General features: G+C 72.3%; 27 protein-coding genes and 1 pseudogene. 16 read left to right on the top strand and 12 right to left on the bottom strand.

Going from position 1 to position 24,433, the window contains the following annotated elements; all coding sequences use genetic code 11:
* Positions 1-14: 14 nt before the first annotated feature.
* The 5 genes and pseudogenes from SACTE_RS02235 to SACTE_RS32810 all read left to right on the top strand — a co-directional run bounded on the left by SACTE_RS02235 (position 15) and on the right by SACTE_RS32810 (position 5,231).
* Positions 15-593 carry a hypothetical protein gene (locus SACTE_RS02235; RefSeq protein ID WP_014044400.1) on the top strand — a complete coding sequence of 193 codons (579 nt, stop codon included), beginning with the start codon at positions 15-17 and terminating at the stop codon, positions 591-593.
* 43 nt (positions 594-636) lie between these two features.
* Positions 637-2,259 (top strand): apolipoprotein N-acyltransferase, encoded by a 1,623-nt coding sequence (lnt, locus tag SACTE_RS02230; RefSeq protein WP_014044399.1) that lies wholly within the window; start codon positions 637-639, stop codon positions 2,257-2,259.
* A 9-nt stretch (positions 2,260-2,268) separates the two neighbouring features.
* On the top strand, positions 2,269-2,748 hold the full coding sequence (locus SACTE_RS02225; protein ID WP_014044398.1) for an NUDIX domain-containing protein: 480 nt from the start codon (positions 2,269-2,271) through the stop codon (positions 2,746-2,748).
* 305 nt (positions 2,749-3,053) lie between these two features.
* A pseudogene (locus SACTE_RS35360) lies at positions 3,054-3,860 on the top strand (glycoside hydrolase family 16 protein); the annotation flags it as partial.
* On the top strand, positions 3,834-5,231 hold the full coding sequence (locus SACTE_RS32810; RefSeq protein WP_050986386.1) for a lectin: 1,398 nt from the start codon (positions 3,834-3,836) through the stop codon (positions 5,229-5,231). The pseudogene SACTE_RS35360 and the gene SACTE_RS32810, both read left to right, overlap by 27 nt.
* Before the next feature lie 116 nt (positions 5,232-5,347).
* On the opposite strand, the gene SACTE_RS02215 is transcribed toward SACTE_RS32810, so the two are convergent.
* The 7 genes from SACTE_RS02215 to SACTE_RS02185 all read right to left on the bottom strand — a co-directional run bounded on the left by SACTE_RS02215 (position 5,348) and on the right by SACTE_RS02185 (position 10,553).
* Complete coding sequence (locus SACTE_RS02215) at positions 5,348-6,361, bottom strand: bile acid:sodium symporter family protein (protein WP_014044396.1); 1,014 nt, start codon at positions 6,359-6,361, stop codon at positions 5,348-5,350.
* A gap of 102 nt (positions 6,362-6,463) precedes the next feature.
* Positions 6,464-6,850 carry a glyoxalase superfamily protein gene (locus tag SACTE_RS02210; protein ID WP_014044395.1) on the bottom strand — a complete coding sequence of 129 codons (387 nt, stop codon included), beginning with the start codon at positions 6,848-6,850 and terminating at the stop codon, positions 6,464-6,466.
* Between the two features lie 102 nt (positions 6,851-6,952).
* Positions 6,953-7,180, bottom strand: a complete 228-nt coding sequence (locus SACTE_RS02205; protein WP_014044394.1) for a ferredoxin — start codon at positions 7,178-7,180, stop codon at positions 6,953-6,955.
* Complete coding sequence (locus tag SACTE_RS02200) at positions 7,177-8,370, bottom strand: cytochrome P450 (protein WP_014044393.1); 1,194 nt, start codon at positions 8,368-8,370, stop codon at positions 7,177-7,179. Before SACTE_RS02200 ends, SACTE_RS02205 begins: the two co-directional genes overlap by 4 nt.
* 105 nt (positions 8,371-8,475) lie before the next feature.
* Positions 8,476-9,291, bottom strand: coding sequence for an SAM-dependent methyltransferase (locus tag SACTE_RS02195; RefSeq protein WP_014044392.1), 816 nt, complete (start codon positions 9,289-9,291; stop codon positions 8,476-8,478).
* Between the two features lie 114 nt (positions 9,292-9,405).
* A complete protein-coding gene (locus SACTE_RS02190) occupies positions 9,406-9,666 on the bottom strand; it encodes a DUF5133 domain-containing protein (protein WP_014044391.1) in 261 nt (86 codons plus the stop codon).
* A 221-nt stretch (positions 9,667-9,887) separates the two neighbouring features.
* The gene (locus tag SACTE_RS02185) at positions 9,888-10,553 is read right to left on the bottom strand and encodes a hypothetical protein (RefSeq protein WP_014044390.1); all 666 of its coding nucleotides are present in this window, start codon (positions 10,551-10,553) and stop codon (positions 9,888-9,890) included.
* Positions 10,554-10,671: 118 nt separating this feature from the next.
* On the opposite strand from SACTE_RS02185, the gene SACTE_RS02180 reads away from it, so the two are divergent.
* Both SACTE_RS02180 and SACTE_RS02175 read left to right on the top strand, forming a co-directional pair.
* Positions 10,672-11,106: an Hsp20/alpha crystallin family protein gene (locus SACTE_RS02180; RefSeq protein ID WP_014044389.1), complete on the top strand. Its 435-nt coding sequence runs from the start codon at positions 10,672-10,674 to the stop codon at positions 11,104-11,106.
* A 337-nt stretch (positions 11,107-11,443) separates the two neighbouring features.
* The gene (locus SACTE_RS02175) at positions 11,444-11,839 is read left to right on the top strand and encodes a DUF2267 domain-containing protein (protein WP_019992897.1); all 396 of its coding nucleotides are present in this window, start codon (positions 11,444-11,446) and stop codon (positions 11,837-11,839) included.
* A 154-nt stretch (positions 11,840-11,993) separates the two neighbouring features.
* Here SACTE_RS02175 and SACTE_RS02170 read toward each other — a convergent pair whose 3' ends face one another.
* Positions 11,994-12,167 carry a CsbD family protein gene (locus tag SACTE_RS02170; RefSeq protein ID WP_014044387.1) on the bottom strand — a complete coding sequence of 58 codons (174 nt, stop codon included), beginning with the start codon at positions 12,165-12,167 and terminating at the stop codon, positions 11,994-11,996.
* Between the two features lie 172 nt (positions 12,168-12,339).
* On the opposite strand from SACTE_RS02170, the gene SACTE_RS02165 reads away from it, so the two are divergent.
* From SACTE_RS02165 to dhaL, 5 genes are all read left to right on the top strand, one after another.
* Positions 12,340-12,906: a PadR family transcriptional regulator gene (locus SACTE_RS02165; RefSeq protein ID WP_014044386.1), complete on the top strand. Its 567-nt coding sequence runs from the start codon at positions 12,340-12,342 to the stop codon at positions 12,904-12,906.
* Between the two features lie 58 nt (positions 12,907-12,964).
* Positions 12,965-14,683, top strand: coding sequence for an acyl-CoA dehydrogenase family protein (locus SACTE_RS02160; protein WP_014044385.1), 1,719 nt, complete (start codon positions 12,965-12,967; stop codon positions 14,681-14,683).
* 99 nt (positions 14,684-14,782) lie between these two features.
* Positions 14,783-15,406, top strand: coding sequence for a DUF998 domain-containing protein (locus SACTE_RS02155; protein WP_014044384.1), 624 nt, complete (start codon positions 14,783-14,785; stop codon positions 15,404-15,406).
* A 160-nt stretch (positions 15,407-15,566) separates the two neighbouring features.
* Positions 15,567-16,565, top strand: coding sequence for a dihydroxyacetone kinase subunit DhaK (locus tag SACTE_RS02150; RefSeq protein WP_014044383.1), 999 nt, complete (start codon positions 15,567-15,569; stop codon positions 16,563-16,565).
* A 55-nt stretch (positions 16,566-16,620) separates the two neighbouring features.
* On the top strand, positions 16,621-17,286 hold the full coding sequence (dhaL, locus tag SACTE_RS02145) for a dihydroxyacetone kinase subunit DhaL (RefSeq protein ID WP_014044382.1): 666 nt from the start codon (positions 16,621-16,623) through the stop codon (positions 17,284-17,286).
* Positions 17,287-17,329: 43 nt separating this feature from the next.
* On the opposite strand, the gene SACTE_RS02140 is transcribed toward dhaL, so the two are convergent.
* Positions 17,330-18,010, bottom strand: coding sequence for an HAD family phosphatase (locus SACTE_RS02140; protein WP_014044381.1), 681 nt, complete (start codon positions 18,008-18,010; stop codon positions 17,330-17,332).
* A 569-nt stretch (positions 18,011-18,579) separates the two neighbouring features.
* Between SACTE_RS02140 and SACTE_RS02135 the strand changes: the two genes are divergently transcribed.
* Positions 18,580-19,242, top strand: a complete 663-nt coding sequence (locus SACTE_RS02135) for a ScbR family autoregulator-binding transcription factor (RefSeq protein WP_014044380.1) — start codon at positions 18,580-18,582, stop codon at positions 19,240-19,242.
* A gap of 88 nt (positions 19,243-19,330) precedes the next feature.
* Here the strand turns inward: SACTE_RS02135 and SACTE_RS02130 are convergent, their stop codons facing one another.
* Positions 19,331-20,233, bottom strand: coding sequence for a DUF72 domain-containing protein (locus SACTE_RS02130; RefSeq protein ID WP_014044379.1), 903 nt, complete (start codon positions 20,231-20,233; stop codon positions 19,331-19,333).
* 156 nt (positions 20,234-20,389) lie between these two features.
* On the opposite strand from SACTE_RS02130, the gene SACTE_RS02125 reads away from it, so the two are divergent.
* The gene (locus SACTE_RS02125; RefSeq protein WP_014044378.1) at positions 20,390-21,862 is read left to right on the top strand and encodes a hypothetical protein; all 1,473 of its coding nucleotides are present in this window, start codon (positions 20,390-20,392) and stop codon (positions 21,860-21,862) included.
* A gap of 14 nt (positions 21,863-21,876) precedes the next feature.
* Here SACTE_RS02125 and SACTE_RS02120 read toward each other — a convergent pair whose 3' ends face one another.
* The gene (locus tag SACTE_RS02120; RefSeq protein ID WP_014044377.1) at positions 21,877-22,299 is read right to left on the bottom strand and encodes an ATP-binding protein; all 423 of its coding nucleotides are present in this window, start codon (positions 22,297-22,299) and stop codon (positions 21,877-21,879) included.
* A gap of 276 nt (positions 22,300-22,575) precedes the next feature.
* Here SACTE_RS02120 and SACTE_RS02115 point away from each other — a divergent pair, with 276 nt between their 5' ends.
* On the top strand, positions 22,576-22,893 hold the full coding sequence (locus SACTE_RS02115) for a hypothetical protein (RefSeq protein WP_014044376.1): 318 nt from the start codon (positions 22,576-22,578) through the stop codon (positions 22,891-22,893).
* Between the two features lie 92 nt (positions 22,894-22,985).
* Positions 22,986-23,921, top strand: a complete 936-nt coding sequence (ppk2, locus tag SACTE_RS02110) for a polyphosphate kinase 2 (RefSeq protein WP_014044375.1) — start codon at positions 22,986-22,988, stop codon at positions 23,919-23,921.
* 38 nt (positions 23,922-23,959) lie between these two features.
* On the opposite strand, the gene SACTE_RS02105 is transcribed toward ppk2, so the two are convergent.
* A complete protein-coding gene (locus tag SACTE_RS02105; protein ID WP_014044374.1) occupies positions 23,960-24,388 on the bottom strand; it encodes a pyridoxamine 5'-phosphate oxidase family protein in 429 nt (142 codons plus the stop codon).
* Positions 24,389-24,433 lie beyond the last annotated feature (45 nt).

The raw sequence follows: 24,433 nt of genomic DNA, 5'->3' as shown, positions 1-24,433 counted from the left end.
GTACGCTGCTTCGCATGACGGACCACCCCGGCAACACGCGGCACGGTTCGAACCAGACCCCGGTCGTGGTCTGGACGGGTCGGGCCACCAACCGCTTCCAGTGGCTGCTCGCGGTCGCGGGCGCCGGGTGCATGGCGCTCGGCGTCAAGCTCGCCGTCGACTCGGCCTGGACCTCCGGCTTCGCCCCGCTGCTGATGGCGGTCGTCGGCTGCCTGGCCGCCGGACTGCTGATCCTCTTCGGGACCCTCGCCTTCGTGCATGTGGCGGTCACGGTCGACGGCGACGCCCTGGAGGTGCGCTGCGGCCACATCGGGCTGCCCCGGCGCCGGATCCTGCTCACCCATGTGGTCGGCGCGCACTTCGCCCCCCGGGTCACCCCGCGCCAGTGGGGCGGCTGGGGCTACCGCTGGCGCCCCGAGAAGGGCACCGCCGTGGTCGTGCGCCGGGGCGAGGGACTGGTGCTCTCCCTCGGCGACGGCCGGACGTTCACCGTCACCGTCGACGACGCGGAGGCGGCCGTACGGTTCATCCGCGACCGGCTGCACCTGGGGACGGGAACCGGCAAGTCCGCCGGGAAGTCCGCCGGGTCCTGACCGTCGCGCCGTCCGCACAGGCGGGCACCGTAGACTCCGGCGGGTGAGCGCCACCATCACCACCGCCGAACCGCCGCCCGCCCCCGCCGCCCGCGGCACGAGGCACCGGACGCGGTTCGTCCGGCCGGCCGCGGCCGTCCTCTCCGGCGTGCTGCTGTACCTGAGCTTCCCGCCCCGGCCCCTGTGGTGGCTGGTGCTGCCCGGTTTCGCGCTGCTGGGCTGGGTCCTGTCCGCGCGCAGGATGCGGGCCGCGCTGGGGCTCGGTCTCCTCGCCGGTCTCGGCTTCATGCTTCCGCTCCTGCACTGGACGGGCGAGGACGTCGGGCCCGTCCCGTGGCTCGCGCTCGCGCTCGCCGAAGCGCTGTTCGTCGCCGTGGGCTGCATGGGGATCGCGGCCGTCTCCCGGCTGGCGTACTGGCCCGTCTGGGCGGCGGCCGTATGGACCCTGGACGAGGCGGTGCGGGCCCGGGTGCCGTTCGGCGGCTTTCCCTGGGGCAGGATCGCCTTCGGCCAGGCCGACGGCGTGTTCCTGCCGCTCGCCGCGCTGGGCGGTACCCCGCTGCTCTCCTTCGCGGTGGTGCTGTGCGGGTTCGGGCTCCTGGAGGCCGTACGTCAGGTCCGCCGCCACCGCGCCGCCGCGGGGGTGCCCCGGGCCGCCGCGGTCGCGGCCGCCGCCACCGTCGCCGTACCCGCCCTCGCCGCGTTCGCCGCCCTGCCGCTCGTCGACGACTCGGCCGAGGACGGCACGGCGACCGTCGCCGCGATCCAGGGCAACGTGCCGCGCCTGGGACTCGACTTCAACTCCCAGCGCCGGGCGGTCCTGGACAACCACGCCGCCCGTACGGAAGAGCTCGCCCGGGACGTGAAGGCGGGCAAGGTGCCGCAGCCGGACTTCGTGCTGTGGCCGGAGAACTCCTCCGACCTCGACCCGTTCCGCAACGCCGACGCCCGTGACGTCATCGACCAGGCGGTGAAGACGATCGGTGCCCCCACCGTCGTCGGCGCCGTCCTGACCCCGGACACGGGGGCGCTCCGCAACACGCTGATCCAGTGGGACCCGGTGAGCGGCCCCGGCGCCACCTACGACAAGCGGCACATCCAGCCGTTCGGCGAGTACATGCCCATGCGGTCGTTCGTACGGATCTTCAGCAAGGACGTCGACCGGGTCCAGCGGGAGTTCGGCCCCGGCGACAAGGTCGGGGTCTTCGACCTGGCGGGGACGAAGGTGGGGTTCGTGACCTGCTACGAGGCCGCGTTCGACGACGCCGTGCGCGACACCGTGAAGCACGGCGGGCAGCTGATCGCCGTACCGAGCAACAACGCCACCTTCGGGCGCAGCGAGATGACCTACCAGCAGCTCGCGATGTCCCAGGTCCGCGCCGTGGAACACGGGCGGTCCGTCGTCGTCCCGGTGACCAGCGGGGTCAGCGCGGTGATCCGTCCGGACGGCACGATCGTGGAGAAGAGCGGCATGTTCACCCCGGACGCCCTGGTCGACGAGGTGCCGCTGCGCTCCTCGCTCACCCCGGCGACCCGGCTGGGGGTCCTGCCCGAGGGGCTCCTCGCGCTCGTCGCGGTGGCCGGGATCGGCTGGGTGACGGTCCGCTCGGTGCGCGCCCGGAAGGGCCGTGGGGCGGGGCCCGAGGACGCTTTGGCGGCCCCGTAGGCTCGACGCATGTCTACTCCCGACTTCATCCGCGAGATCCGTGCCACGGCCGGTCACCAGCTGCTCCTGCTCCCCGGCATCACCGCGGTCGTCTTCGACGACCAGGGCCGGGTGCTGCTCAACCGACGGTCCGACACCGGCTCCTGGTCGGTCATCGGGGGCATCGCCGAGCCCGGCGAGCAGCCCGCGACGACCGCGGAGCGGGAGGTGTACGAGGAGACCGCCGTGCGCTGCGTGGCGGAACGGGTCGTCCTCACCCAGGCGCTGAAGCCGGTGGAGTACGCCAACGGCGACCGGTGCCAGTACCTCGACGTCACCTTCCGCTGCCGGGCCACCGGGGGCGAGGCGCGGGTCAACGACGACGAGTCGCTGGAGGTGGGCTGGTTCGCCGTCGACGCGCTGCCCCCGCTGAGCGAGTTCTCGCTGTTCCGCATCAAGCAGTCGCTCACGGACGGACCCACCTGGTTCGAGCCGACCGGCGGGGCCTGACCGGCGCTGCCCGCTCGCGCCCGGGCCGGGAAACCCCCTCGAACGGCGGGGTGCCGGTCCGGGCCGCCACGGGCTGTACGGGGCAGCGGCCCAGGGGACCGGACCGCGTTCATGTATGTGGTCCATACCAAGCTCTTGACAGGGTTATCGTTCACTTCTTAAATCGCGTAGTGAACTAAGCCCCCCGCAGGGTGAGTCGTCACTCGTCCGTTCCGCTCGGCGAGATCTCCGCGCCGCCCTGTCCGCCCGTGCCTGTCATGCGCATGCCATGCCAGGCTTCGTTGTCATGTCTATGAAGGGCAACCATGGACTCCCCACGTCTGTCCAGACGCTCCAGACGCCTGCTTCTCTCCCTCGCCTCGGTGCTCGCGCTCACATCGCTGACCACCGGGTTGGCGCAGGGCGCGCCCGCACCCGCGGCCGAGGCCCCCGCGCGGACCGCCGCCGCGGCCGCCGTCACCTTCTCCGACGAGTTCGACGGCCCCGCCGGTGCCGCCGTCGACGGCGGCAAGTGGCAGATCGAGACCGGCGACAACGTCAACAACCACGAGCGGCAGTACTACACCGCCGGCAACCGCAACGCCGCCCTCGACGGCCAGGGCCACCTGGTCATCACCGCGCGCAAGGAGAACCCCGGCAACTACCAGTGCTGGTACGGCCGGTGCGAGTACACCTCCGCACGGCTGAACACGGCCGGGAAGTTCACCACCACCTACGGCCGTGTCGAGGCCCGGATGAAGATCCCGCGCGGGCAGGGCATCTGGCCCGCGTTCTGGATGCTCGGCAACGACATCGGCCAGGTCGGATGGCCCAACTCCGGCGAGATCGACATCATGGAGAACGTCGGCTTCGAGCCCGGTACCGTACACGGCACCCTGCACGGCCCCGGCTACTCCGGCAGTGACGGCATAGGCGCCGGGTACAGCCTGCCCGGCGGGCAGGCGTTCGCCGACGCTTTCCACACCTTCGCCGTGGACTGGAGCCCGAACGCGATCACCTGGTCCGTCGACGGCACCGTCTACCAACGGCGCACCCCCGCCGACCTCGGCGGACGGCAGTGGGTCTTCAACAAGCCGTTCTTCGTGATACTCAACCTCGCGGTCGGCGGCTACTGGCCCGGCGACCCCGACGGCAGCACGCCCCTGCCCCAGCAACTCGTCGTCGACTACGTCCGCGTCAGCTCCGACGGCGGACAGCCGGGCGGCGGCGGGGGACCCATCAGCGGTCTGGGCGGCAAGTGTGTGGATGTCGCGGCGGGTGGTACGGCGAACGGTACGGCGGTGCAGTTGTACGACTGCAACGGTACGGCCGCGCAGCAGTGGACGGTCGGTGGTGACGGGACGATCCGGGCGCTGGGCAAGTGCCTTGATGTGGCGTCGGGTGGTACGGCGAACGGGACGCAGGTGCAGTTGTGGGACTGCAACGGTTCGGCGGCGCAGCAGTGGGCGACGCCGGCGGCCCGGGACATCGTGAATCCGCAGGCCGACAAGTGCCTGGACGTGACGGGCGGGAACGCGGTCAACGGTGCGCGGCTCCAGATCTGGACCTGCACCGGTGCCGCCAACCAGAAGTGGACCGCGCCGAGCGGCGGCGGCACCACACCCCCGGGACCGGGCGCCATGGCCGTGGCCCCGTACCTCTACAACGGCTGGGGCAGCCCGCCCAGCCCCACCACCGTCATGAACGCGACGGGCGTCAAGTGGTTCACGCTCGCCTTCGTCCTCAGCAACGGCTACTGCAACCCGCAGTGGGACGGCGGCCGGCCGCTGACCGGAGGCGTGGACCAGCAGACGATCAACACCGTACGGTCGGCCGGCGGCGACGTCATCCCCTCCTTCGGAGGCTGGAGCGGCAACAAGCTGGAGAGCTCCTGCTCCAGCGCGGGTGAGCTGGCCGCCGCCTACCAGAAGGTCATCAACGCCTACGGGCTCAAGGCCATCGACATCGACATCGAGGCCGCGGCGTACGACAGCCCCACCGTCCAGCAGCGCACGGTCGACGCGCTGAAGACCGTCAAGGCCGCCAATCCCGGGATCAAGGTGTACGTCACCTTCGGCACCGGCCAGAACGGCCCCGACTCCAGCCTGATCGGCAGGGCGGCGGCCTCCGGGCTCACCGTCGACAGCTGGACCATCATGCCGTTCAACTTCGGTGGCGTCGGCCAGAACATGGGTCAGCTCACCGTCCGCGCCGCCGAGGGCCTCAAGACCGCGGTCAAGAACGCCTACGGCTACTCGGACGACCAGGCCTACCGGCACACCGGCATCTCCTCGATGAACGGCATCACCGACAACAACGAGACGGTGACCGTGGCCGACTTCCGTACCATCCTCGGCTACGCCCAGCAGCGCCACCTCGCCCGGCTGACTTTCTGGTCGGTCAACCGGGACCGGCCCTGCACCGGCGGCGGCGCCGACACCTGCTCGGGCGTCTCCCAGCAGCCGTGGGACTTCACCCGGGTCTTCGCCCAGTACAACGGCTGAACCCGGCCCGGTGCCGCCCCGCCGACACCATCGGCGGGGCGGCACCGGCGCGCGTCACGGGCGCGGCGATACACGGGTCAGGTGTACCCAAAAATGTCCGCGGCGAGGCCACGGGGTCAGGCCTCCTCGGCAACGGCCGCCGGGGAGGGGCCGGTCTCCGGTGCCGGCTCCCGGCGCCGGGAGCTGTGGGACATCCAGGCCGCGACCAGTGCGCCCGAGATGTTGTGCCACACGGAGAACACGGCGGCGGGCAGGGCCGCCAGGGGGCTGAAATGCGCGGTCGCCAGCGAGGCGGCGAGCCCGGAGTTCTGCATGCCGACCTCGAAGGCCATGGCGCGGCTCGCCGGTCGCCCGAGACCGGTGATCTTGCCCGCACCGTAACCGAGGGCGAGCCCGAGCCCGTTGTGCAGCACGACGGCCACCAGCACGCTGAAGGCGGCCGACTTGATGGTGTCGGCGCTTCCCGACACGACGGCGCAGACGATCGCGGCCACGGCCAGTGACGACAGCCACGGCATCACGCCCAGCACCCGGTCGATGACCTTGCCGGCGACCAGCCGCACCACGAGACCGCCGATCACCGGCAGCAGCACGGTCTTGAGGATGTCGGTCATCATCGAACCGGCGTCCACCGGCAGGTAGGCGCCCGCGAGCAGCAGGGTCAGCGGCGGTGTCACCAGGGGCGCGAGCACGGTCGAGACGGTGGCGACGGAGACGGACAGCGCGACGTCGCCCCGCGCCAGGAAGGTCACCACGTTCGATGCCGTACCGCTCGGGGCGCAGCCGACCAGGATCACACCGGCGGCCAGCTGGGGCGGCAGCCCGAGTGCGTGGGCGATGATCCAGCCGAGACCCGGCATGATCACGTAGTGCGCGACCAGTCCGATCGCGACGGCCCACGGACGCTTCGCGACACCCTTGAAGTCGAGCGGGGTCATCGTCAGCCCCATGCAGAACATGACGACGCCCAGCAGGTAGGGCACCGACTCCGTCCAGCCCGCGAACGTACCGGGCGTGACGAGGCCGGCCGCGCCCGCGAGCAGGACGAGGACGGGGAACACGGTGACGGCGAGCCGCGCCGCCTTGTCGTCGGATCCCGGTTGATCAGGGGTTTTCTGTTCGCTTAGCACAGGCGCGATAAGACGCCGTGCGACCGGGACCCCGCAAGCGCGTCTCGTTATGTGGTCACTACATCCACCATGCGTCTCCCCGGGCCGCGCGTTCCGAGACCGTCAGGGCCGGTAGCGCAGGGGATGGTCGGCGGGCACCTCGGTCAGCACGATGCGGTGGCCGTCAGGATCGGCGACCCACATCTCGACCAGGCCCCACGGCTCCTTCACCGGCGGACGCAGCACCCGCGCACCGCGGCCCGACAGCTCGGCGTGGGCGGCCTCGCAGTCGGCGACCTGCATCCACAGCTGGAGCGTCGGCGTCGCGGCCCCGTCGGACCGCCCCGACACCTCGAGGAAGCCACCGCCGAGGAAGTAGACCGTCCCCCGCTCGGGCCCGGTGCCGAACTCGCGGTACACCTCCAGCCGGAGGGTCTCCCTGTAGAAGGCGCGTGACGCCTCGGGGTCGCGGGGACGAAGGAGTACGCGGCTGCTCAGGACGTGCACCATGACCGCGACCCTACGCCGGTCCCCGCCCGTCGCGAAGCGCCGCCGCTCCCACGGGTCCGGACCGGCGGACCGGGGCCCGGCCGCGACCCGGGCCCCCGCCGCTCAGGGCCGCGGCCCGATCAGCTCTTCCCCCTCACGCACCAGGATCGCCGCCGCCGGGCACGAGTCCGCGGCGTCCAGCGCGCGCTCGTCCGGGGCGATCCGGTACCGCAGGGGCTTCGCCCGGTCCTCGTCGTCCAGGCCGTACAGCTCGGGTGCGATGCCCGCGCACATGCCCGATCCCATGCACAGGCCCCGGTCCACCTCGGTCGTCCAGGACACCGCCGTCACCACCCCACCGGCATCTCGCGCGGACCACGCACGAGCATCTGGGTCTTCCACTCCACGTCACCCGCCAGCCGCAGGCCCGGGAAGCGCACCAGCAGTGCCTCCAGCGCCTCCTGGAGCTCCAGCCTGGCGAGCGGCGCGCCGAGGCAGTGGTGCACCCCGTGCCCGAAGCCCAGGTGCTGGACCCCGGACCGGGTGACGTCCAGCCGGCCCGGCGCGTCGAACTTCAGCGCGTCGCGGTTGGCCGCGCCGATCGCGACCAGTACCGGTTCACCGGCCCGGACCAGGGTCCCGCCGACCTCCACGTCCTCGGTGGCGTACCGGGCGAAGCCGGCGCCGCTGCCCAGCGGCACGAACCGCAGGAGCTCCTCGACCGCGCCGCGGATCAGCTCGGGGCGCTCCCTCAGCAACGCCATCTGGTCCGGGTGGTCGAGCAGGGCGTGCACGAAGTTCGGTATCTGCGTGGCGGTCGTCTCGTGGCCCGCCACGAGGATCCCGACACACAGATCGACCAGTTCGGCCTCGCTGAGCCGGTCCCCGGTGTCGCGGGCCTCGATCAGCCCGGTCATCAGGTCGGGCCGCGGCCGGAGCCGGTGGTCCTCGATCAGGCCGGCCATGTAGGCACGGAGTTCCTCCCGGCTGCGCCGGAACTCCTCGGCCGTCAGGGAACTGGTGGAGAGCGCGGCGTCGCTCCACACCCGGAACTTCGGCCGGTCCTCCTCCGGGACGCCGAGCATGCGGCAGATGACGGCGACCGGGATCGGCAGTGCGTAGTGCTCCACCAGGTCGGCGGGCTGCCCCAGGGCCTCCAGCTCGTCCAGCAGGCCCTGCGACAGCTCCCGGACCCACGGCCGGAGTTTCTCCACCTGGTGCACCGTGAACGCCTTCGCCACGAGCGTGCGCAGACGGGTGTGGCCCGGGGGGTCCATGCTCAGGATCCCGCTGTCCTGGCGCCCTTCGGACTGGCGCGGTGTGTCGTGCCGCAGCGCCTCCGCCCTGCTGAAGCGACGGTCGCCGAGCACCAGGCGCGCATCGGCGTACCGGGTGGCCAGCCACGCCGGCTCACCGTAGGCCAGCCGGACGCGTAACAGCCCCGGCTGCTCCAGCGCCTCCCGGTACGCCTCTGCCAGCCCCAGCCCCGCGGGTTCGTTGAAGGGGTAGGGGAGGGGCGCCTGCTCGGCCGTGGTCGTCATGGTGTGACCTCCAGTTGCTCAGCGTGACCCACCGAGCATCACCAGCGGCCGTGGGCCCGGTCAACAGCGCCTTGTCGGCCATCGACGGCCCGGCGGCGAGCGGCGTCAGCCCTTGCGCGCCACCGCCACATAGCCCGCGCTGACGACGTCGTCCTGGCCGGGAACCGGTTCACCGAGCTCGGGGTGCCAGGCCTCGGCGGCCACGATGCCGGGCGCGACGATGTCCAGGCCCTCGAAGAACGCGGCGAACCGGTCGCGGGTGCGAGGGGCCAGCGTGAGCGTGTTCGCCCGGTACATCTCGTCGACCTTGCGGGCCGCTTCCGGGTGGAAGTCGGCGGTGAGGTGGGAGATCACCACGTAGCTGCCCGGTGCCAGCACGGAGACCAGCCGGTCCACCAGGGCGTAGGCGCCGTCCTCGTCGCTCACGAAGTGCAGCAGCGCGATCATCGAGAGTGCGACCGGCTGCCCGAAGTCGAGTGTCTTCCCGGCCTGTTCGAGGATGGCGTCCACGTCCCGCGCGTCGGCCTGGACGTAGTCGACGGCGCCCTCCGGGGTGCCCCGCAGCAGCGCCTCGGCGTGGGCCAGCACGATCGGGTCGTGGTCGCAGTAGACGACCCGGGCGGCGGGGGCCGTCCGCTGGGCGACCTGGTGGAGATTGGGCTCGGTCGGTATCCCGGTGCCGATGTCGAGGAACTGCCCGACCCCCTGGCCGGCCAGCCAGCGGGTGGCGCGGTGCATGAAGGCACGGTTCACCCTGGCCATCACGGGCACGCCCGGCTCTACGGCCAGCATCTGCCGGCCCATCGCCTCGTCGACCGGGTAGTTGTCCTTGCCACCGAGGAACCAGTCGTACATCCGTGCGGGGTGTGGCCGGCTCGTGTCGATGCGCGGGGTGAGGCCGTCCTGCTCGGGTGCGGTCATCGCGAACTCCAGGGTCGAGGTGATGGTGATCAACTCGCCCCAGAGTAGAGAAGGTTCGGTGCCGCGGGGCCTGGTCCGGCCGGATGCCGGACCACGGACCCCGCCGCTTCCGCCTCAGGCGGTCTGCAGGTTGTCCCCGCGCCGGGGCTTGGCGGGGCGGGGGCCCGGCAGGACCGTGCTGTGCCGGGCGAGCACGGAGTCGGCGATGGCGATGGCCTGCGGGACATCGAGCGTCCCGGTGAGGACGCACAGGGTGCGGGTGGCGTCCTCCACGGCCCGGGCCGTGGCCGCGGTGGGCCGCCGGTCGTCCTCGATACGTGCGTCGGCGTAGCGGGCCAGAGCCACGCGAAGGTCCTGGGGACCAGGGGTCAGCACAGCGGGTTCTCCTCCGGGTCGGTCCGGTTCCGTGCCCTGCCCGGTGGTCGCCGTTCGTCGTGCCGTGACGCCGGACAGGCCGGCGCGGGGCGCGAGGGTGCGTGAGCAGGCCTTGAACGCCTACCCCTTTGCGCCCGGTGTACGCCCGGCGTGTTCCGGCGGACCGACGCGCCTGCCGTGGGCCTGCCGGTGACTTGCCGGTACGGGCTCCCGTGGCCCGGTCAGGCCTTCTCGCGCCGCTGGTCGGTGCTGTCCCGCCGGAGCTGCTCCGTGTGCCGGGCGAGAGCGTCGACGCCCGCGGCGAGCTCCGGATGGCGGTCGAGGTGAGGGCGGGTGCCGGTGAGGGGTGCGACGAGGCCGGCCGCGTCGTCACCGGCGAGCGCGTCGGTCAGGTCGTCGACCGCGGACCGGGCGCCGGGGGAGAGGTCGGGGAGCGCGGAGATCCGGCCGGCGAGGCTGCGCAGATGGGCCGCGTTGTCCCGGGCCCAGGCGGACACGCTGCGTCCGGCCGCACGCCGGTCCCGGGTCGCCTGGACGCGCTCCTCGCCGGTCGTGCCGTCGGCTCCGGGGCGCAGGCGCAGATAGCGGCGCTCGGCCGCCTGGCGGCTGGCGACCCCCAGCGGTTCCGCCAGATCCGCCCAGCTGGCGCCGGCTCCGCGGGCGGTCTCGATCAGCCCGGTCTCCCAGCCGGCGAGCCGGTGGCGCACCTCGCGCAGCAGCAGCAGGGCGGCCAGGGCCTGTCCGGCCCCGGCGTGAGGCGGCGTCGCGTCCGCCCCGTTCTCGCCGATCGCGTCACGGACCGCGCCGTCGATCCGCCGAAGAGCCTCCACGGCGGCCTCGAAGGAGGCGGGGCCGTCGGGCGGCCCAGGTGTGGCGGTGCCGGTCACGGCAGCTCCTCCGTCATGTCGTTGGATGGATGACGTGGTCACTTGTCGTCGTTCCGATGACATGCTACAACAGAGGCACGTGACAGCGCATTGGCACTACCACTGGAGGTGTTCCGCGATGTTGATGCGCACCGACCCGTTCCGCGAACTCGACCGGCTCGCCCAGCAGCTCACCGGCACGGCCGGTACCTGGTCCAGGCCGACGGCGATGCCGATGGACGCGTACCGCGAGGGCGACACCTATGTGATCGCCTTCGACCTGCCGGGTGTCCCGGAGGACGCGATCGACGTCGACGTCGAACGCAACATGCTGACGGTCCGGGCCGAGAAGCGGCCGGCCGCCAAGGCCGACGACGTGCAGATGGAGCTCTCCGAGCGGCCCCTGGGTGTCTTCTCCCGGCAGGTCGTGCTGGCCGACACGCTCGACACCGAGCGCATCGAGGCCGATTACGACGCGGGCGTCCTGACCCTGCGCATTCCGATCGCCGAGCGCGCCAAGCCCCGCAAGATCAGCATCCGGTCCCCGCGTGAACGGAAGCAGATCGGCGGCTGAGCAGGCGCCGCCGCGGTCCGGGGGCGGGCGGGCGCGGCCCGTCCCGCCCCCGGGGATCCCGGCTGAACCCGCTGCCCGCCGTCGTGCCCCTGGTTCCCGAGCGGTTCGACCGGGCGACCGCCGCTCGGATCGAGGGGGCCACCGAGTGGACGGTGCAGTGGGGCGGCCGGTGCCGTGCTCGCGTCGTGGCCGACGCGCCGGGGGAGGGCCTCGCGCGTCGGCCGCTGGTCCAGCTCCCCCGGGACACGACGTGCTCCTCGGCCGTCCGGAGCGTCCCGGGCCGCCTTCCCTCCGACCACCCGCACCCATTCCTCCGTACCCGGAAAGGACCATCAGCGTGAACTGGCAGCAACTCGTCGAGCAGGTGCGTTACTCGGGCAGGTACGCCACCTCCCAGGAGGCCGAGGAGGTCCTGCGAGCCGTCCTGCCCGTACTGGGCGCCCAGGTGACCGGCGAGGAGCGGTGCGAGCTGGCCGCCGCCCTGCCCGCCGAGGCCGCGACGCCGCTCACCCGCGCCATACCGCACCCCCGGCCGCTGGCCGCGCCCGCCTTCGTGGACGCGGTCGCCGCCCGGCTGGACTGCACCGGCCCGCAGGCCCGGTGGGCCTCCGCGACCGTCCTCACGCTGCTCGGTGACCACCTGGGCGCGGCCGTCACCGGGCGTCTCCTCGACGCGCTGCCCCGCGGATACGCGCTGCTGTTCGGCCGCGCGGAGCTGACCGCGGCGGCCTGACGGGTACACCGGCGCACAGCGAAGCCCCGACACCCGGAGGCGTCAGGGCTCATGCCGTGGGGTCCGTACCCGGGGGCGCGCGCAAACGACCGCGCGTCCCCGGGCACGGACCCCACCCTTGTCGCGCCCGGACGGGGCGCGGCACCAGGAGTGTTCAGTGCTTGAAGGCGTCCTTCGTCTTCTCCTTGGCCTGGCGGGCGTCGCCCTTGACCTGGTCGGCGCGGCCCTCGGCGGTGAGGCGTTCGTTGCCCACGGTCCGGCCGGCCACTTCCTTGATCTTGCCCTTGGCCTGCTCGGTCTTGGCCTGGCTCTTCTCATCGGCAGCCATGATCACTCACACCTTGCTGTGGTCGACGTCAGGAACATTCCGTCGTGTGACCGGAACGGAGCCACGCAAACCACCTGTGTCCCATGCGATCGCCCCGGGGTGCGCGGGTGAGCCGTGTCTCACCGGCCCGCCGCCTCTTGATATGCAACGAGTTGCATAGAACGATCGGGGCATGGCCCTCGACCACGCGATCCTCGTCTCCCTGCTGGAACAGCCCGGCTCCGGCTATGAGCTGGCCCGGCGGTTCGAGCGGTCCATCGGGTACTTCTGGACGGCCACCCACCAGCAGATCTACCGCGTCCTCAAGCGCATGGAGTCCGACGGCCTCCTCGACGTACGCGACATCCCGCAGCAGGGCCGGCCGGACAAGAAGGAGTACTCCGTCGCCGGGCCCGGCCGCGACGCCCTCGCCGCATGGCTGCACGAGCCGATCGAACCCGAGAGCCTCCGCCACGACCTCGCCGTGAAGATCCGGGGCGCGGCCTTCGACGACCCCGCCGCGCTGATCCGCGAGGTCGAGCGCCACCACCGGGTGCACAGCGAGCGGCTGGAGCACTACCTCACCGGTGAGCGGCGCGACTTCACCGGTCCCGGCGCCCCCGCCCCGCTCGACGCCGGGCAGGAGCTCCAGCACGTCGTGCTGCGGGGCGGCATCGCCTACGAGCGGATGACGGTCGCCTGGCTCGACGACGTACTCGCCACCCTCCACCGGATCGGCCCGGCCGCTCCGCGAACCTGAGGCGCCCCGCCCCTCCCCACCCTCCAGCCACCCCCGACACCCGGAAGGACGGTCCGCCATGACCGACCCGCTGCTGTTCAACCCGCGCACCTACGACCCGGCGCACTTCGACCCCGAGACCCGCAGGCTGCTGCGCGCCACCGTCGACTGGTTCGAGGACCGCGGCAAGCGCCGGCTGATCGAGGACTACCGCTCCCGCGCCTGGCTGGGGGAGTTCCTCGACTTCGCCGCGAAGGAACGGCTGTTCGCCACCTTCCTCACCCCGGCCGCCGTCGCGGAACACGAGGACCAGCGATGGGACACCGCCCGCATCGCGGCGCTCAACGAGATATTCGGGTTCTACGGGCTCGACTACTGGTACGCCTGGCAGGTGACCATCCTCGGTCTCGGGCCCGTCTGGCAGAGCGACAACGCCGCGGCCCGCACCCGTGCCGCCGAACTCCTCTCGCGCGGTGAGGTGTTCGCCTTCGGCCTGTCCGAGCGGGCGCACGGGGCCGACATCTACTCCACCGACATGCTGCTGGAGCCGGACGGCGACGGAGGCTTCCTGGCCTCCGGCTCCAAGTACTACATCGGCAACGGCAACGCCGCCGGACTGGTCTCCGTCTTCGGCCGCCGCACGGACGTCGAAGGCCCCGACGGCTACGTCTTCTTCGCGGCCGACAGCCGCCACCCGGCCTACCACCTGGTCAAGAACGTCGTCGACTCCTCCAAGTACGTCAGCGAGTTCCGGCTGGCCGGATATCCCGTCGGCCCCGACGACGTACTGCACACCGGCCGCGCCGCCTTCGACGCCGCCCTCAACACCGTCAACGTCGGCAAGTTCAACCTCTGCACCGCCTCGATCGGCATCTGCGAGCACGCGATGTACGAGGCCGTCACCCACGCGCACAACCGAGTCCTCTACGGCCGCCCGGTGACCGCCTTCCCGCACGTGCGCCGCGAACTGGCCGACGCCTACGTCCGGCTGGTCGGGATGAAGCTCTTCAGCGACCGCGCCGTGGACTACTTCCGCTCGGCCGGCCCCGACGACCGCCGCTACCTGCTGTTCAACCCGATGACCAAGATGAAGGTGACCACGGAGGGCGAGAAGGTCATCGACCTGATGTGGGACGTCATCGCGGCCAAGGGCTTCGAGAAGGACACCTACTTCGCCCAGGCGGCCGTCGAGATCCGGAGCCTGCCCAAGCTGGAGGGCACGGTCCACGTCAACCTGGCCCTCATCCTGAAGTTCCTGCGCAACCACCTGCTCGCCCCGGCGGGTTACGACCCCGTCCCGGCCCGGCTGGACGCGGCGGACGACGCCTTCCTCTTCCGGCAGGGACCCGCGCGAGGGCTGGGCTCCATCCGCTTCCACGACTGGCGCCCCGCCTTCGACGCCTACGCCGACGTGCCCAACGTCGCCCGCTTCCGGGAGCAGGCCGACGCGCTGTGCGACTTCGTCCGCACGGCCGCACCCGGCGAGGAGCAGAGCCGTGACCTCGACCTGCTGCTGTCCGTCGGCCAGCTCTTCGCCCTGGTGGTCCACGCGCAGCTGATCCTGGAACAGGCCCGCGCGACGGACCTGGACACGGACGTGCTCGACGAGCTGTTCTCCGTCCTGGTCCGCGACTTCTCCGCACACGCCGTCGAACTCCACGGCAAGGAGTCCGCCACCCAGGAGCAGCAGGACTGGGCCATCGGCGCGGTGCGGCGTCCCGTGACGGACGCGGACCGCTCCGCGCGGGTCTGGGAGCGTGTGGCGGCGCTCTCCGGGACGTACGAGATGGCGCCCTGACGCCTGGCGCCGCGCCACGGGAGGTCCGGGGGGAACCACAGGCCGCCCGCCCCGCGTGTGCGGCGCCCGCCGGGGGGCCCGGCGTCCTACCGTGATCCGATGCGTTCCGTCCCCTGGTGGGTCCTGCTCTCGTCGGCCTGTGCCCCGGTCCTCCTGGTCGGGGGCTGGACGATCTCGGCGGTCCTCCAGGGGCCGGGCTACGACCCCGCCTCCGCCACCATCAGCATCCTGGCCGCCGACGGTGCCCACGGTTACTGGGTGATGACCTCGGCCCTGCTCGGCCTGGGGGTCTGCCACGTGGTCACCGCGTGCGGACTGCGGCCCGCGGCGCGAGCCGGGCGGCTGGCGCTCGGCGGCGGAGGAGTGACGGCCATGCTGCTGGCGCTGTTCCCGGCCCCCAGCAGCGGCGGGTCGCTGGACCACGGGACGGTGGTGGCCGTCGGCTTCTGCCTCCTCGCCCTGTGGCCGGTACTGGCCGTACGGCGCGGCTCCGCCCCGCTCGCGCCCGGCGGGGCGGCCGCGCCCTGGGGGCTGCGCCCCGGGCCGTCCCTCGTGGCCGCCGGGTTGATGTGGCTCGGCGGCGCCTGGTTCCTGCTCGCCCTCTTCCTCCACGGCACGGCCGGCGCCGCCGAGCGCGTCGTCACCTTCGAACAGTCCTTCTGGCCCCTGATGGTGGCGGTCTCCTGCGCCCGGGGGACGGGCGGGGAGGAACGTCCCGTTTGAGGCGGTACGGGGCCCCGGAGCACAGGCCGTTTGCGGATCGCGGGACATCCGGCACTCTCCGCGAGTTGCCGCATGCCCTGGGTCACCCGCACCATGGAGGTCTCATCCGGAGGTCGTCTCATCCGGCCGTGCCCGGCCGGGGACGGAAGGGGCGCCGCGTATGGCCAGGTACTTCGAGAACAGCGCCGACGGTCTGGTCCCCGATGCGCTGTCCGGGTTCGCCCGCGCACACGCGGATCTCGTGGAGTACGACCCCGTGGACGGATACGTCACCGCCCGGCACACCGCACCGGGACGGCGCGTGGGTCTTCTCTCGGGCGGCGGGTCGGGGCACGAGCCGATGCACGCCGGTTACGTCGGCGCGGGGATGCTCGACGCCGCGTGCCCCGGGCGCGTCTTCGCCTCCCCGCACAACCGGCAGATCTACCGGGCCTCCCTGGCGGCGGCCCGGTCGGACGGCGTCCTGCACATCGTCAAGAACTACACGGGCGACCGGATCAACTTCGGCATCGCCGCCGAACGCCTCGCCGACCACGGCATCACCTGCAAACGGGTCCTCGTCGACGACGACCTGGCCTCCGACTCCGAGGAGATCGCCGCAGGACGCCGAGGCACCGGAGGCACGGTGCTGGTGGAGAAGATCCTCGGCGGCGCCGCGGACGCGGGCCTGGGGATCGAGGAACTGACGGAACTCGGCACCGCGGTGGTGAGCCGGTGCCGGACCCTCGCGGTCGCCTCCGCCGCGCATCACGCTCCGAGCACCGGCGAGAGGGCCTTCGACCTGCCGGCCGGGGAACTGGAGTACGGCGTCGGCATCCACGGAGAACGCGCCGACCGCACCCGGCCCCAGGAGAGCGTGCGCGCCCTGGTGGAGGACATGGCCGGGGCCCTGCTGGACGAGCTGCGTCCCGGCACCGACGAACCGGTCGTGGCGCTCGTCAACGGTCTGGGATCGGTCACCTCGCTGGAGCTGTACGGGATCTTCGGCGAACTCGGGCAGGTGCTCGACGCGCGGGGGATCCGGCCGGCCCGCCATCTCGTCGGCGACTACGTCACGGCACTCGACATGCGGGGCTTCTCCCTGACGCTGCTGGTGGCCGGTCCCGCCGTGCTGGACTTCTACGACGCGCCGGTACACACCCCGGCGCTGCGCTGGTGACGGGTGCAGCGGCCGGGTCCCCGGCAGCCGGTGACAGGAGCAGGAGGACGACGCCATGACGACACCCGCTTTCGACGGAACGCTGACGCGCGACTGGATGCACCGCTTCGCCGACTCGGTGTACGCCACCGAGGCGGAACTCACCGCGCTCGACCAGCGGGTGGGTGACGGTGACTTCGGGACCAACCTCACCGCCGGGGTCCGGGCCGCCGGACACCTCCTGGACGCCGGGGGAGCGGAGGCCGGGCCCTCGGAGACGCTGGGATGCATGGCCACGGCCTTCCTCGACGAGATCGGTGGGACCAGCGGTCCGCTCTTCGGTCTGCTCTTCCAGGCGTTGAGCAGGTCCGCCTCCGGGAACGGCCTCACGTCGGACGGACTCGCGGAGGGCGTCGAGCAGGGGCTCGCCGCGATCCGCCGGGTGGGTGACGCTGCCCCCGGGGACAAGACGCTGGTCGACGCGCTGACCCCGGCCGCGGCCGCGCTGCGGGGGGCGTCCGGAGGGACACCCCCCGACCGGGCACTGTCCCTGGCGGCTGACGCCGCCTGGCAGGGGGTGCACGACACGGCGGGACTGTCGGCGCGCATGGGACGGGCGAGCTACCTCGGCGAACGGGTGACCGGCATCCCCGACCCCGGAGCGGTCGGGGTCGCCCTGCTGTTCGCCTCGGCGGCCGGTCCCGTGCACACCCTCGCCCCCTACCTGCCCGGCGGCGGATGACACCGGGAGCGCGTGGGGCCGCCCGGCCCCGCGGCCACCCCCCTTACGCTCCGATGTGGTCGCGCGCCCAGGCCACCAGTTCGGGGTCGGCGAGGCTGGAGACCCAGAGGTCGGCGGCCTCGCCGTCGGGTCCGGGCGGGCACGGGCCCGTACCGAGCACGCGGAGACCGGCCCGGCGGGCCGATTCCATGCCCGTGAGCGAGTCCTCCACGGCGAGCGCCTCCTCCGGCGGGACACCGCAGAGGCGGGCGGCGACGCTGTAGACGTCCGGCTGAGGCTTGGGCCGTACGTCCTCGCCGGCGACCACCACATGGCCGAAGCAGCCCAGCAGCCCGGCACGGTCCAGGCAGGACTCCACCATCTCGCGCGGGCAGTTGCTCGCGACCGCGAGCGGGCGGTGCCGGGCGGCCAGCCGGACCAGCGCGGAGGCTCCCGGCATGGTGACGGGGTCCTCGTCGACCAGCGCGGTGAAGTGGCGCAGGAGTGCCTCGGTCAGGTCGTCGACCAGGTCGGGTTTGCCGGTCTCCTCGGCCATCAGGGCCCCGCACTCGACGTAGTGCACCCCCTTGGCCCGCTCGCCGAAGCCGGCCGGGGGCTTGAGGCCGAACGAGCGGAAGGTGATGTTCCGGGCTTCCTGCCAGTGGCGTTCCGTGTCCATCAGGGTGCCGTCGCAGTCGAAGACGATCGCGGACGGGGACCAGGAAAGGATGGGATGAGCTGTCATTTCTCCGCCGTTCTCGGAAGGGGCGCCGACCCGTTCGGTTCGCGGGTCCGGGCTGGTGCCGGGCGGTGGGGTGATCCGCTCGGCCTCTGGAAGTGGCGATGTCGCACGGCCTTATGCGGCCACACACCGACGTGGCTCGATGCGCCGGGGGCGTGCCGCGACAGACGCGGCGTCCGTCGTTTCCGACAGGGCCCGAAAACATCGTGATCATTACGTTAATTTGCCGACGTCGCCTGCCGCAATCACCAATTCGGGTGCATAGGAATTGCGCGCTGTTCCGGGGCCGGCCCTCGCGCGGCGCGGCGAGGTGGGGGCGGAGAGGTCCGAGAGGCCATCGATCACCCTGCTGAGCAGGTGTTTTGTGGGAATCGACGGGCGCCTCGCGTGCGGCGTGCCGGCCGGTGGGAGAGGGCTGGTACTCGGCGCGTCGGATTGCGCGATATCGCCCGCACACGCGCACGGTCGAAGAATAATAAAATCTTCGCGCACCGCGACCGCGCCCTTCACCTGGGAGGGTGCAGCCCGTTCGCGTCGTGGTGATAGAACAAAAGAGCGAAGGTGGAACACAGGTGCAGGACAGGGCGCGTGCGACCCGTAAAGTGCTACTGGAATCCGCAGCACATCTTTTCGTCGAACGTGGATATGTGGGAACCAGTGTCAACGACATAAGTGACCACTCGGGGCGGACCAGCGGCGCGATCTATTTCCACTACTCCAGCAAGGAGAAACTGGCGCTCGCCGTGGTCCGCGAGCAGTTCGCCAGCTGGCCTCAGCTCGCCGCTCCCTATGCCGCCCCCGAGATCCCCCCGCTGGAGAAGCTGGTGGTGCTCAGCTTCGACATCGCGCGGGCCCTCAGCGAGGACGTCGTGGCCCGCGCCGGCGCGCGGCTCTGGGCGGAGCGCCGCAGCATCGACGCCGCCGTACCCACACCGTTCGACGCCTGGGCGCTGGCCGCCACCCGGCTCCTCGCGGAGGCGCGGTCGAGAGGTGAACTCGCCGAGGACATCGAGCCGTCGGACACCGCCGTCACCCTCGTCTGCGCGTTCTTCGGTCTGTGCACCCTGACCGACGAGGTGCGGGGCGGGCAGGACTGGGGGACGCGGCTGGACCACTGGTGGCTGCTGGTGCTGAAGTCCCTGCAGGCGGAGCCGGATCCCGCGGCCCTGCTGGCACGGGCCCGGACGCGGATCCCGGCCCGGAAGGAGGGGCGGGTCCCCACCGGACACCGGTGAGGACCCGCTCGCACCTCGCGCCGCGCGGGGCGGTGGCACGCTGCCGGCTCCGGCGATCACACCCCCGGGCGAACGGAGCCGGCCCGGCTCAGACCCGCCGGCCGGTCACCTGACTGGGTTCCAGGAACCGCCGCATCGCCGAGGCGGAGCGGACCGCGGCATCGGCGCAGCAGTTGTTGAACAGGACGTGCAGCTCCTCGGTCCGGTCGGCCATGTTCCTCAGCCGCGGGACCCACTCCGCGAGTTCCGCCTCGGAGTAGAGGTGGCGGAAGCGCTCCTCCTTGGTCCCGCTGCCCCACGCGCTGTTGCGGCCGTGGAAACGCACCACCGCCAGGTCGCGTGACGTCACCGGTGTGGCCGGGGGTATGGACGCGGGCAGCGTCTGCACCATGTCCACCGCCACGGCGGCCATGCCCAGGTCCGACAGCAGCGCAGCGGTCGCGGCCCGGCGGGTCCGCCGCCACCAGTCCGGATGCCGGAACTCGACGGCGACCGGCCACCCCTCGGTCCGTTCCCGGCACCGGTCCAGGAACGCCTGGGACCGGGGGCCCGGAGCGAACCACGGCGGGAACTGGAACAACAGGGTGCCGAGCCGGCCCGCCCGGCGCAGCGGTTCGAGCGCCCCGCCGAAGCGGAGCCACACCTCGTCCAGCAGCCCGGGGTCGGCATAGGCGCGCCCCGGCCGCTGGTGACGCCGCGTCAGATGTGCCCGGAGATCGGCGGGAAGGGCGTTCGGCGCCGTCGGGTGGCCGGTGAGCAGCGAGAACGCCTTCACGTCGAAACGGAAGTCCTCCGGGGTGCGCTCCGTCCACAGCAGGCTGTTGCGGGTGCTGGGAAGCGCGTAGTAGGTGGCGTCGACCTCGACCACGGGGAACCGGTCCGCGTAGTACCGCAGCCTTCCCTCCGGGTCGCCGCGGTCCGGCGGGTACCAACCGCTGGCGAGGAGCGCCTTGTCCGTCCAGGAACACGTGCCGACCAGAACCTTGCCCATGCGCCCCCGCCTACCCCGTACCGGGCCTGCCGCACGCGCACACGCGCCACCGGTCCACCGCGGCCTTCGCCGGAGCGGGACCGCCGTGCTCCGCGCTCCGCCGGAATCCCGCCGTACGGCCCCCGGGGGCCGTACGGCGGGTGGCATAGTGCCCGCATGCCCTCTCGTGCACGGACCGTCGGCCGGCCGGCCGCCTCGGCAGCGGTTCTCGCCGCCCTTCTCGCGGTATCCGCCCCGCCCGCCGCGTCCGCCCCCACCGACGAGGCCCGGCTGCGTCTGGAGACCCCGGAGACCTACGTCATGTACCACGCGGACGAGGGAGACCGGGGTACGGACCAGGGATTCGCGATACCCGTCGCCGTCGTGCCCGGCGGCACCGCAGCCGCCCGCAACGTCAAGGTCGTGGTGGACGCCTCGGGGCTCCGGGGCGTGGCCCGGGTGGCGAAGGGCGGCTACGGCAACTGCACCGGGGAGGGCTGGGTGTTCACCTGTGCGTACGGCACCCTGAGGAACGACGGCGAGAGCAACGTGCCCTTCGCCCTGCTCGGCGTGGACGGCGTGGAGCCGGGCGACAGCGGCACGGTCACCTACACCGCGAGCGCCGACAACGCGGCAGCCGTCACCGGCAGTACCCGCATGGCCGTCGGCGGCCCCACCCTGCTGTCGCCCGAAAAGGAGGCCCGGGTGAACGGACTCGAGCCCGGCAGACCGGCAGAGCTGACCCCCGCGTTCGCCAACCGCACCCGGTTCACGGCCGAGGAGGGGGTCGCCGTGCGGATCACGGCGGACGGCGGCCTCACGCTGACGCCCCGTCACAGCAACTGCTTCTACGCGGGCACCGCGCCCACCTCGGCCTGGTGCGCCTTCCCGACCGAGGCGGCGCCCGGCACGGCGTACCGCACCCGCACGCCGCTCACCTACACGGCGGCGGAGCGCGAACTGAAGGGCACTCTCGTCTACGACTGGTCCTCCGCGCCGCACAGGCCCGACGGCCACGCCGTGCGCGGCACGGGCGCCCCCCTCACCCTGACCCGCACACCGGCCCGGGGCTTCTCCGAGGGCCCCTCCACCGTCGCGGTCGGCACCACGGTGCAGGCCGACCAGAGGCCCGTCACCGGCACCGTGCGGGGCCGCGTCGGCGACACGGTGGAGGTGCGGCTCGGCGTGCGCGACCTGGGGCCCGGCAGACCGACGGGCGACGAGGACCGGGGGCGCTTCGAAGTGGTCCCGCCGGAAGGGACCACGGTCACAGCCATCCCGTACACCTTCGAGGACACGGACGGGCAGTGGGCGTGCGAGCGGCCGAAGAGTCCCGGCGGCGCCTTCGTCTGCGACGCGGCCGACCCCCGCTTCACCGAGGGGCGGCAGGACGCCGGGACCACGGTCGTCGGCTTCCGCTTCCGCATCGACCGCCAGGTCCCCGGAGCACGGGGCACCATACGCACGTACAACCCCTACGACCGCACCCCCGGGAACGACACCGGCGTCATCCCGCTGGAGGCCGCACCGGCCCCCTTCCACCGTGCTCTGCCGCACCCGGTGGCCTGGGGCGCGGGCGGCGCGGCCGCCGCGGCGTTCCTGTACGCCGTGTACCGCAGGCGGCGGGCCCGTCCCGGGGCGGCCGGCTGAGCGCGGCCGCTCGGTCAGCCGGCGGGTTCCCCGTGGTCGACCGGCGGAGCGCCGGGCGGTACGAAGCAGGCGATGACGGTCTTGCCGGACTCCTGCGGATGGGTGGTCCAGCTGTCGGCCAGCGCGTCCACGATGGCCAGACCGCGTCCGCCGGTCCGCGTGCCGTCGGCTTCCTGCTGGGCGGGCGGGGCCGGATCGCCGTCGTGGACGCTGACGTGCAGGCAGCGGCTGTCCCACGTCAGGACCAACTGCGCCTCGCTGTGCGCGTGCACGTGGGCGTTGGTGATGAGTTCCGACACGCTGAGCAGGATCGCGTCCACGGTCTCGGGGGCGTCCTTCGTCCAGTCCAGGGACTCCAGGTGCTCGCGAGTCCAGTGGCGACCGGCCCGTACGCCGCGCGACACCGGGAAGGACTGGGCCCAGCCCACCGCCCGCATCGACGTATCCCGTGGTCCTGTCACAGCGTCTCCCTCGTCAGGCTCCCGGGGAAGAGGTTCCCGGGAAGCGATTCACAGCAAGGCGCGGCTCTCGGCAGAACGCGGCACCCGGGAAGCGTCTCCCGCCAGGCGCCTACCCCCTCTCCGGCCGGATACGGCGAGCCGTCCGGAGCTCCCAGGGGCGTCTCCCGCCGAGGATTCACGAGGTGAATCGGGGGCACTCCCATGAAAAGCTCGAAGCCCGGCTCCGCCCGGGCCGGCACTCCTGGAGGCCCTGTGACCACCTACGTCATCACCGTCCCCGGAACCTTCCTGCACGACGTCACGGAGGACCAGCTCTCCGGCGTGGAGCGCAGGCTGCGCCCGAGGGACCCGCACAACACCGAACTGGGCGAGGCGGAGGAGCTGGAGCTGCTGACGGTGCAGGAAGGCAACACGTTCTCGCTCCGCCTGGAGATCGAGGCGCACGGCCGGGCGGACGCCGAGGCCCAGGCCAAGCGCCTGGCCGAGGCCGCGTTGCGCGAGAACGGCCTCACGGCCGAGGACGCCCCGCTGGGCCCGGCCGTCGTCACCGGCATCGACAGCGAGTACTGACCCCTTACGGCACCTGAGCCCGGCCGTCCACCGGGGGTGCGGTGGCACATGGAGCGAACGGGTGACACTGTGGCCCCGTGGACCGTGATCGCGTGAGTGAGCAGCTGCTGGACGGCCTGACCGTCGACACGAGCAGGCCGGAGCAGCCGATCCTGCTCGACGAGGCGGGCCGGGCGATCAAGACCTGGCGGGAGAACTACCCGTACGACCGCAAGGTCCGGCGCAAGGAGTACGAGCGGGGCAAGCGCGTCCTGCAGATCGAAATGCTCAAGCTCCAGCGCTGGACCAAGGACACCGGGGCCCGCGTCGTCGTGGTGTGCGAGGGGCGCGACGCGGCGGGCAAGGGCGGCACGATCCAGCGCTTCACCGAACGCCTCAACCCGCGCGGCGCGCGCATCGTCGCCCTCGACAAGCCGACGGACCGCGAGCGCGGCCAGTGGTACTTCCAGCGCTACGTGGCCCACCTCCCGGCTCCGGGCGAGCTCGTCTTCTTCGACCGCTCCTGGTACAACCGGGCCGGTGTGGAACGCGTCATGGGGTTCTGCACGCCCCGGGAGTACGAAATCTTCCTCAAGCAGTGCCCCCTCTTCGAGGAGATGCTGGTCGACGACGGCATCGTCCTGGTGAAGTTCTGGTTCTCCGTCTCGCGCGCCGAACAGCGCACCCGCTTCGCGATCCGCCAGGTCGATCCGGTGCGGCAGTGGAAGCTCTCGCCCACGGACGTCGACTCGCTGGACCGCTGGGACGACTACACCACGGCGAAGATCGACATGTTCCGCGCCACCGACACCGAGCACGCGCCGTGGACGGTGGTGAAGAGCAACGACAAGCGCCGGGCCCGCCTCGAAGCGATGCGCAGCCTCCTGGCCCGCGTCGACTACGCCGCGAAGGACGCCGGCGCGGTCGGCAGGCCGGACCCGCTCGTCGTGGGCCCCGCCGCCACGCTGCTGGAACCGGGCGAGGAGGACAGCGAGCTCTCGCCCACCCGCCTCGCGTCGTACACCGAGGGGCCGGGCGTACACCCGTAGGGCGATAGGCCGACGGCCCGGTCCCGGGGGCCCGTCGGTCAGACCCGTCCGAGGTCGGAGCTGAGCCAGTGCTCGGGTCGCAGGCGGATGACCACCTGCTCGCCGTGCTCCTTCCACGCGAAGTCGACGTAGGCATCGACCTTCTCCGCCGGCAGATAGCGCGACGAGATCTCCACGAGCTGTTCGCGGGTGGCGGGGCGGGTCGAGACGACCGGGCCCTCGACCGAGACGTAGCGGACCGTGGGGGTCACCCGGTCGACCATCAGACCGAACCGTCCCGCCTCGGCGATCGCCAGGCCCTTGCGGGAGTGACGCCCCGTCATGATCCAGACCTCCCCGCCCGGTTCGTACTGGTACCAGATCGGCACGGTGAGCGGGGCCCGGTCCTGACGCCCCGCTTCCACGGCCAGTGCGGCGACGTGCGGCTCTGCGAGGAACTGCTCACGTTCTTCACGGGTCAGTGCCATGGAAGGACTCCTTCGTGGGCTCGCTGTCGTGGTTCCGTGTCGCAT

It is taken from the genome of Streptomyces sp. SirexAA-E (assembly GCF_000177195.2).
Taxonomy (GTDB): Bacteria; Actinomycetota; Actinomycetes; order Streptomycetales; family Streptomycetaceae; genus Streptomyces; species Streptomyces flavovirens.
This window is presented reverse-complemented; position numbering and strand designations above follow the sequence as displayed.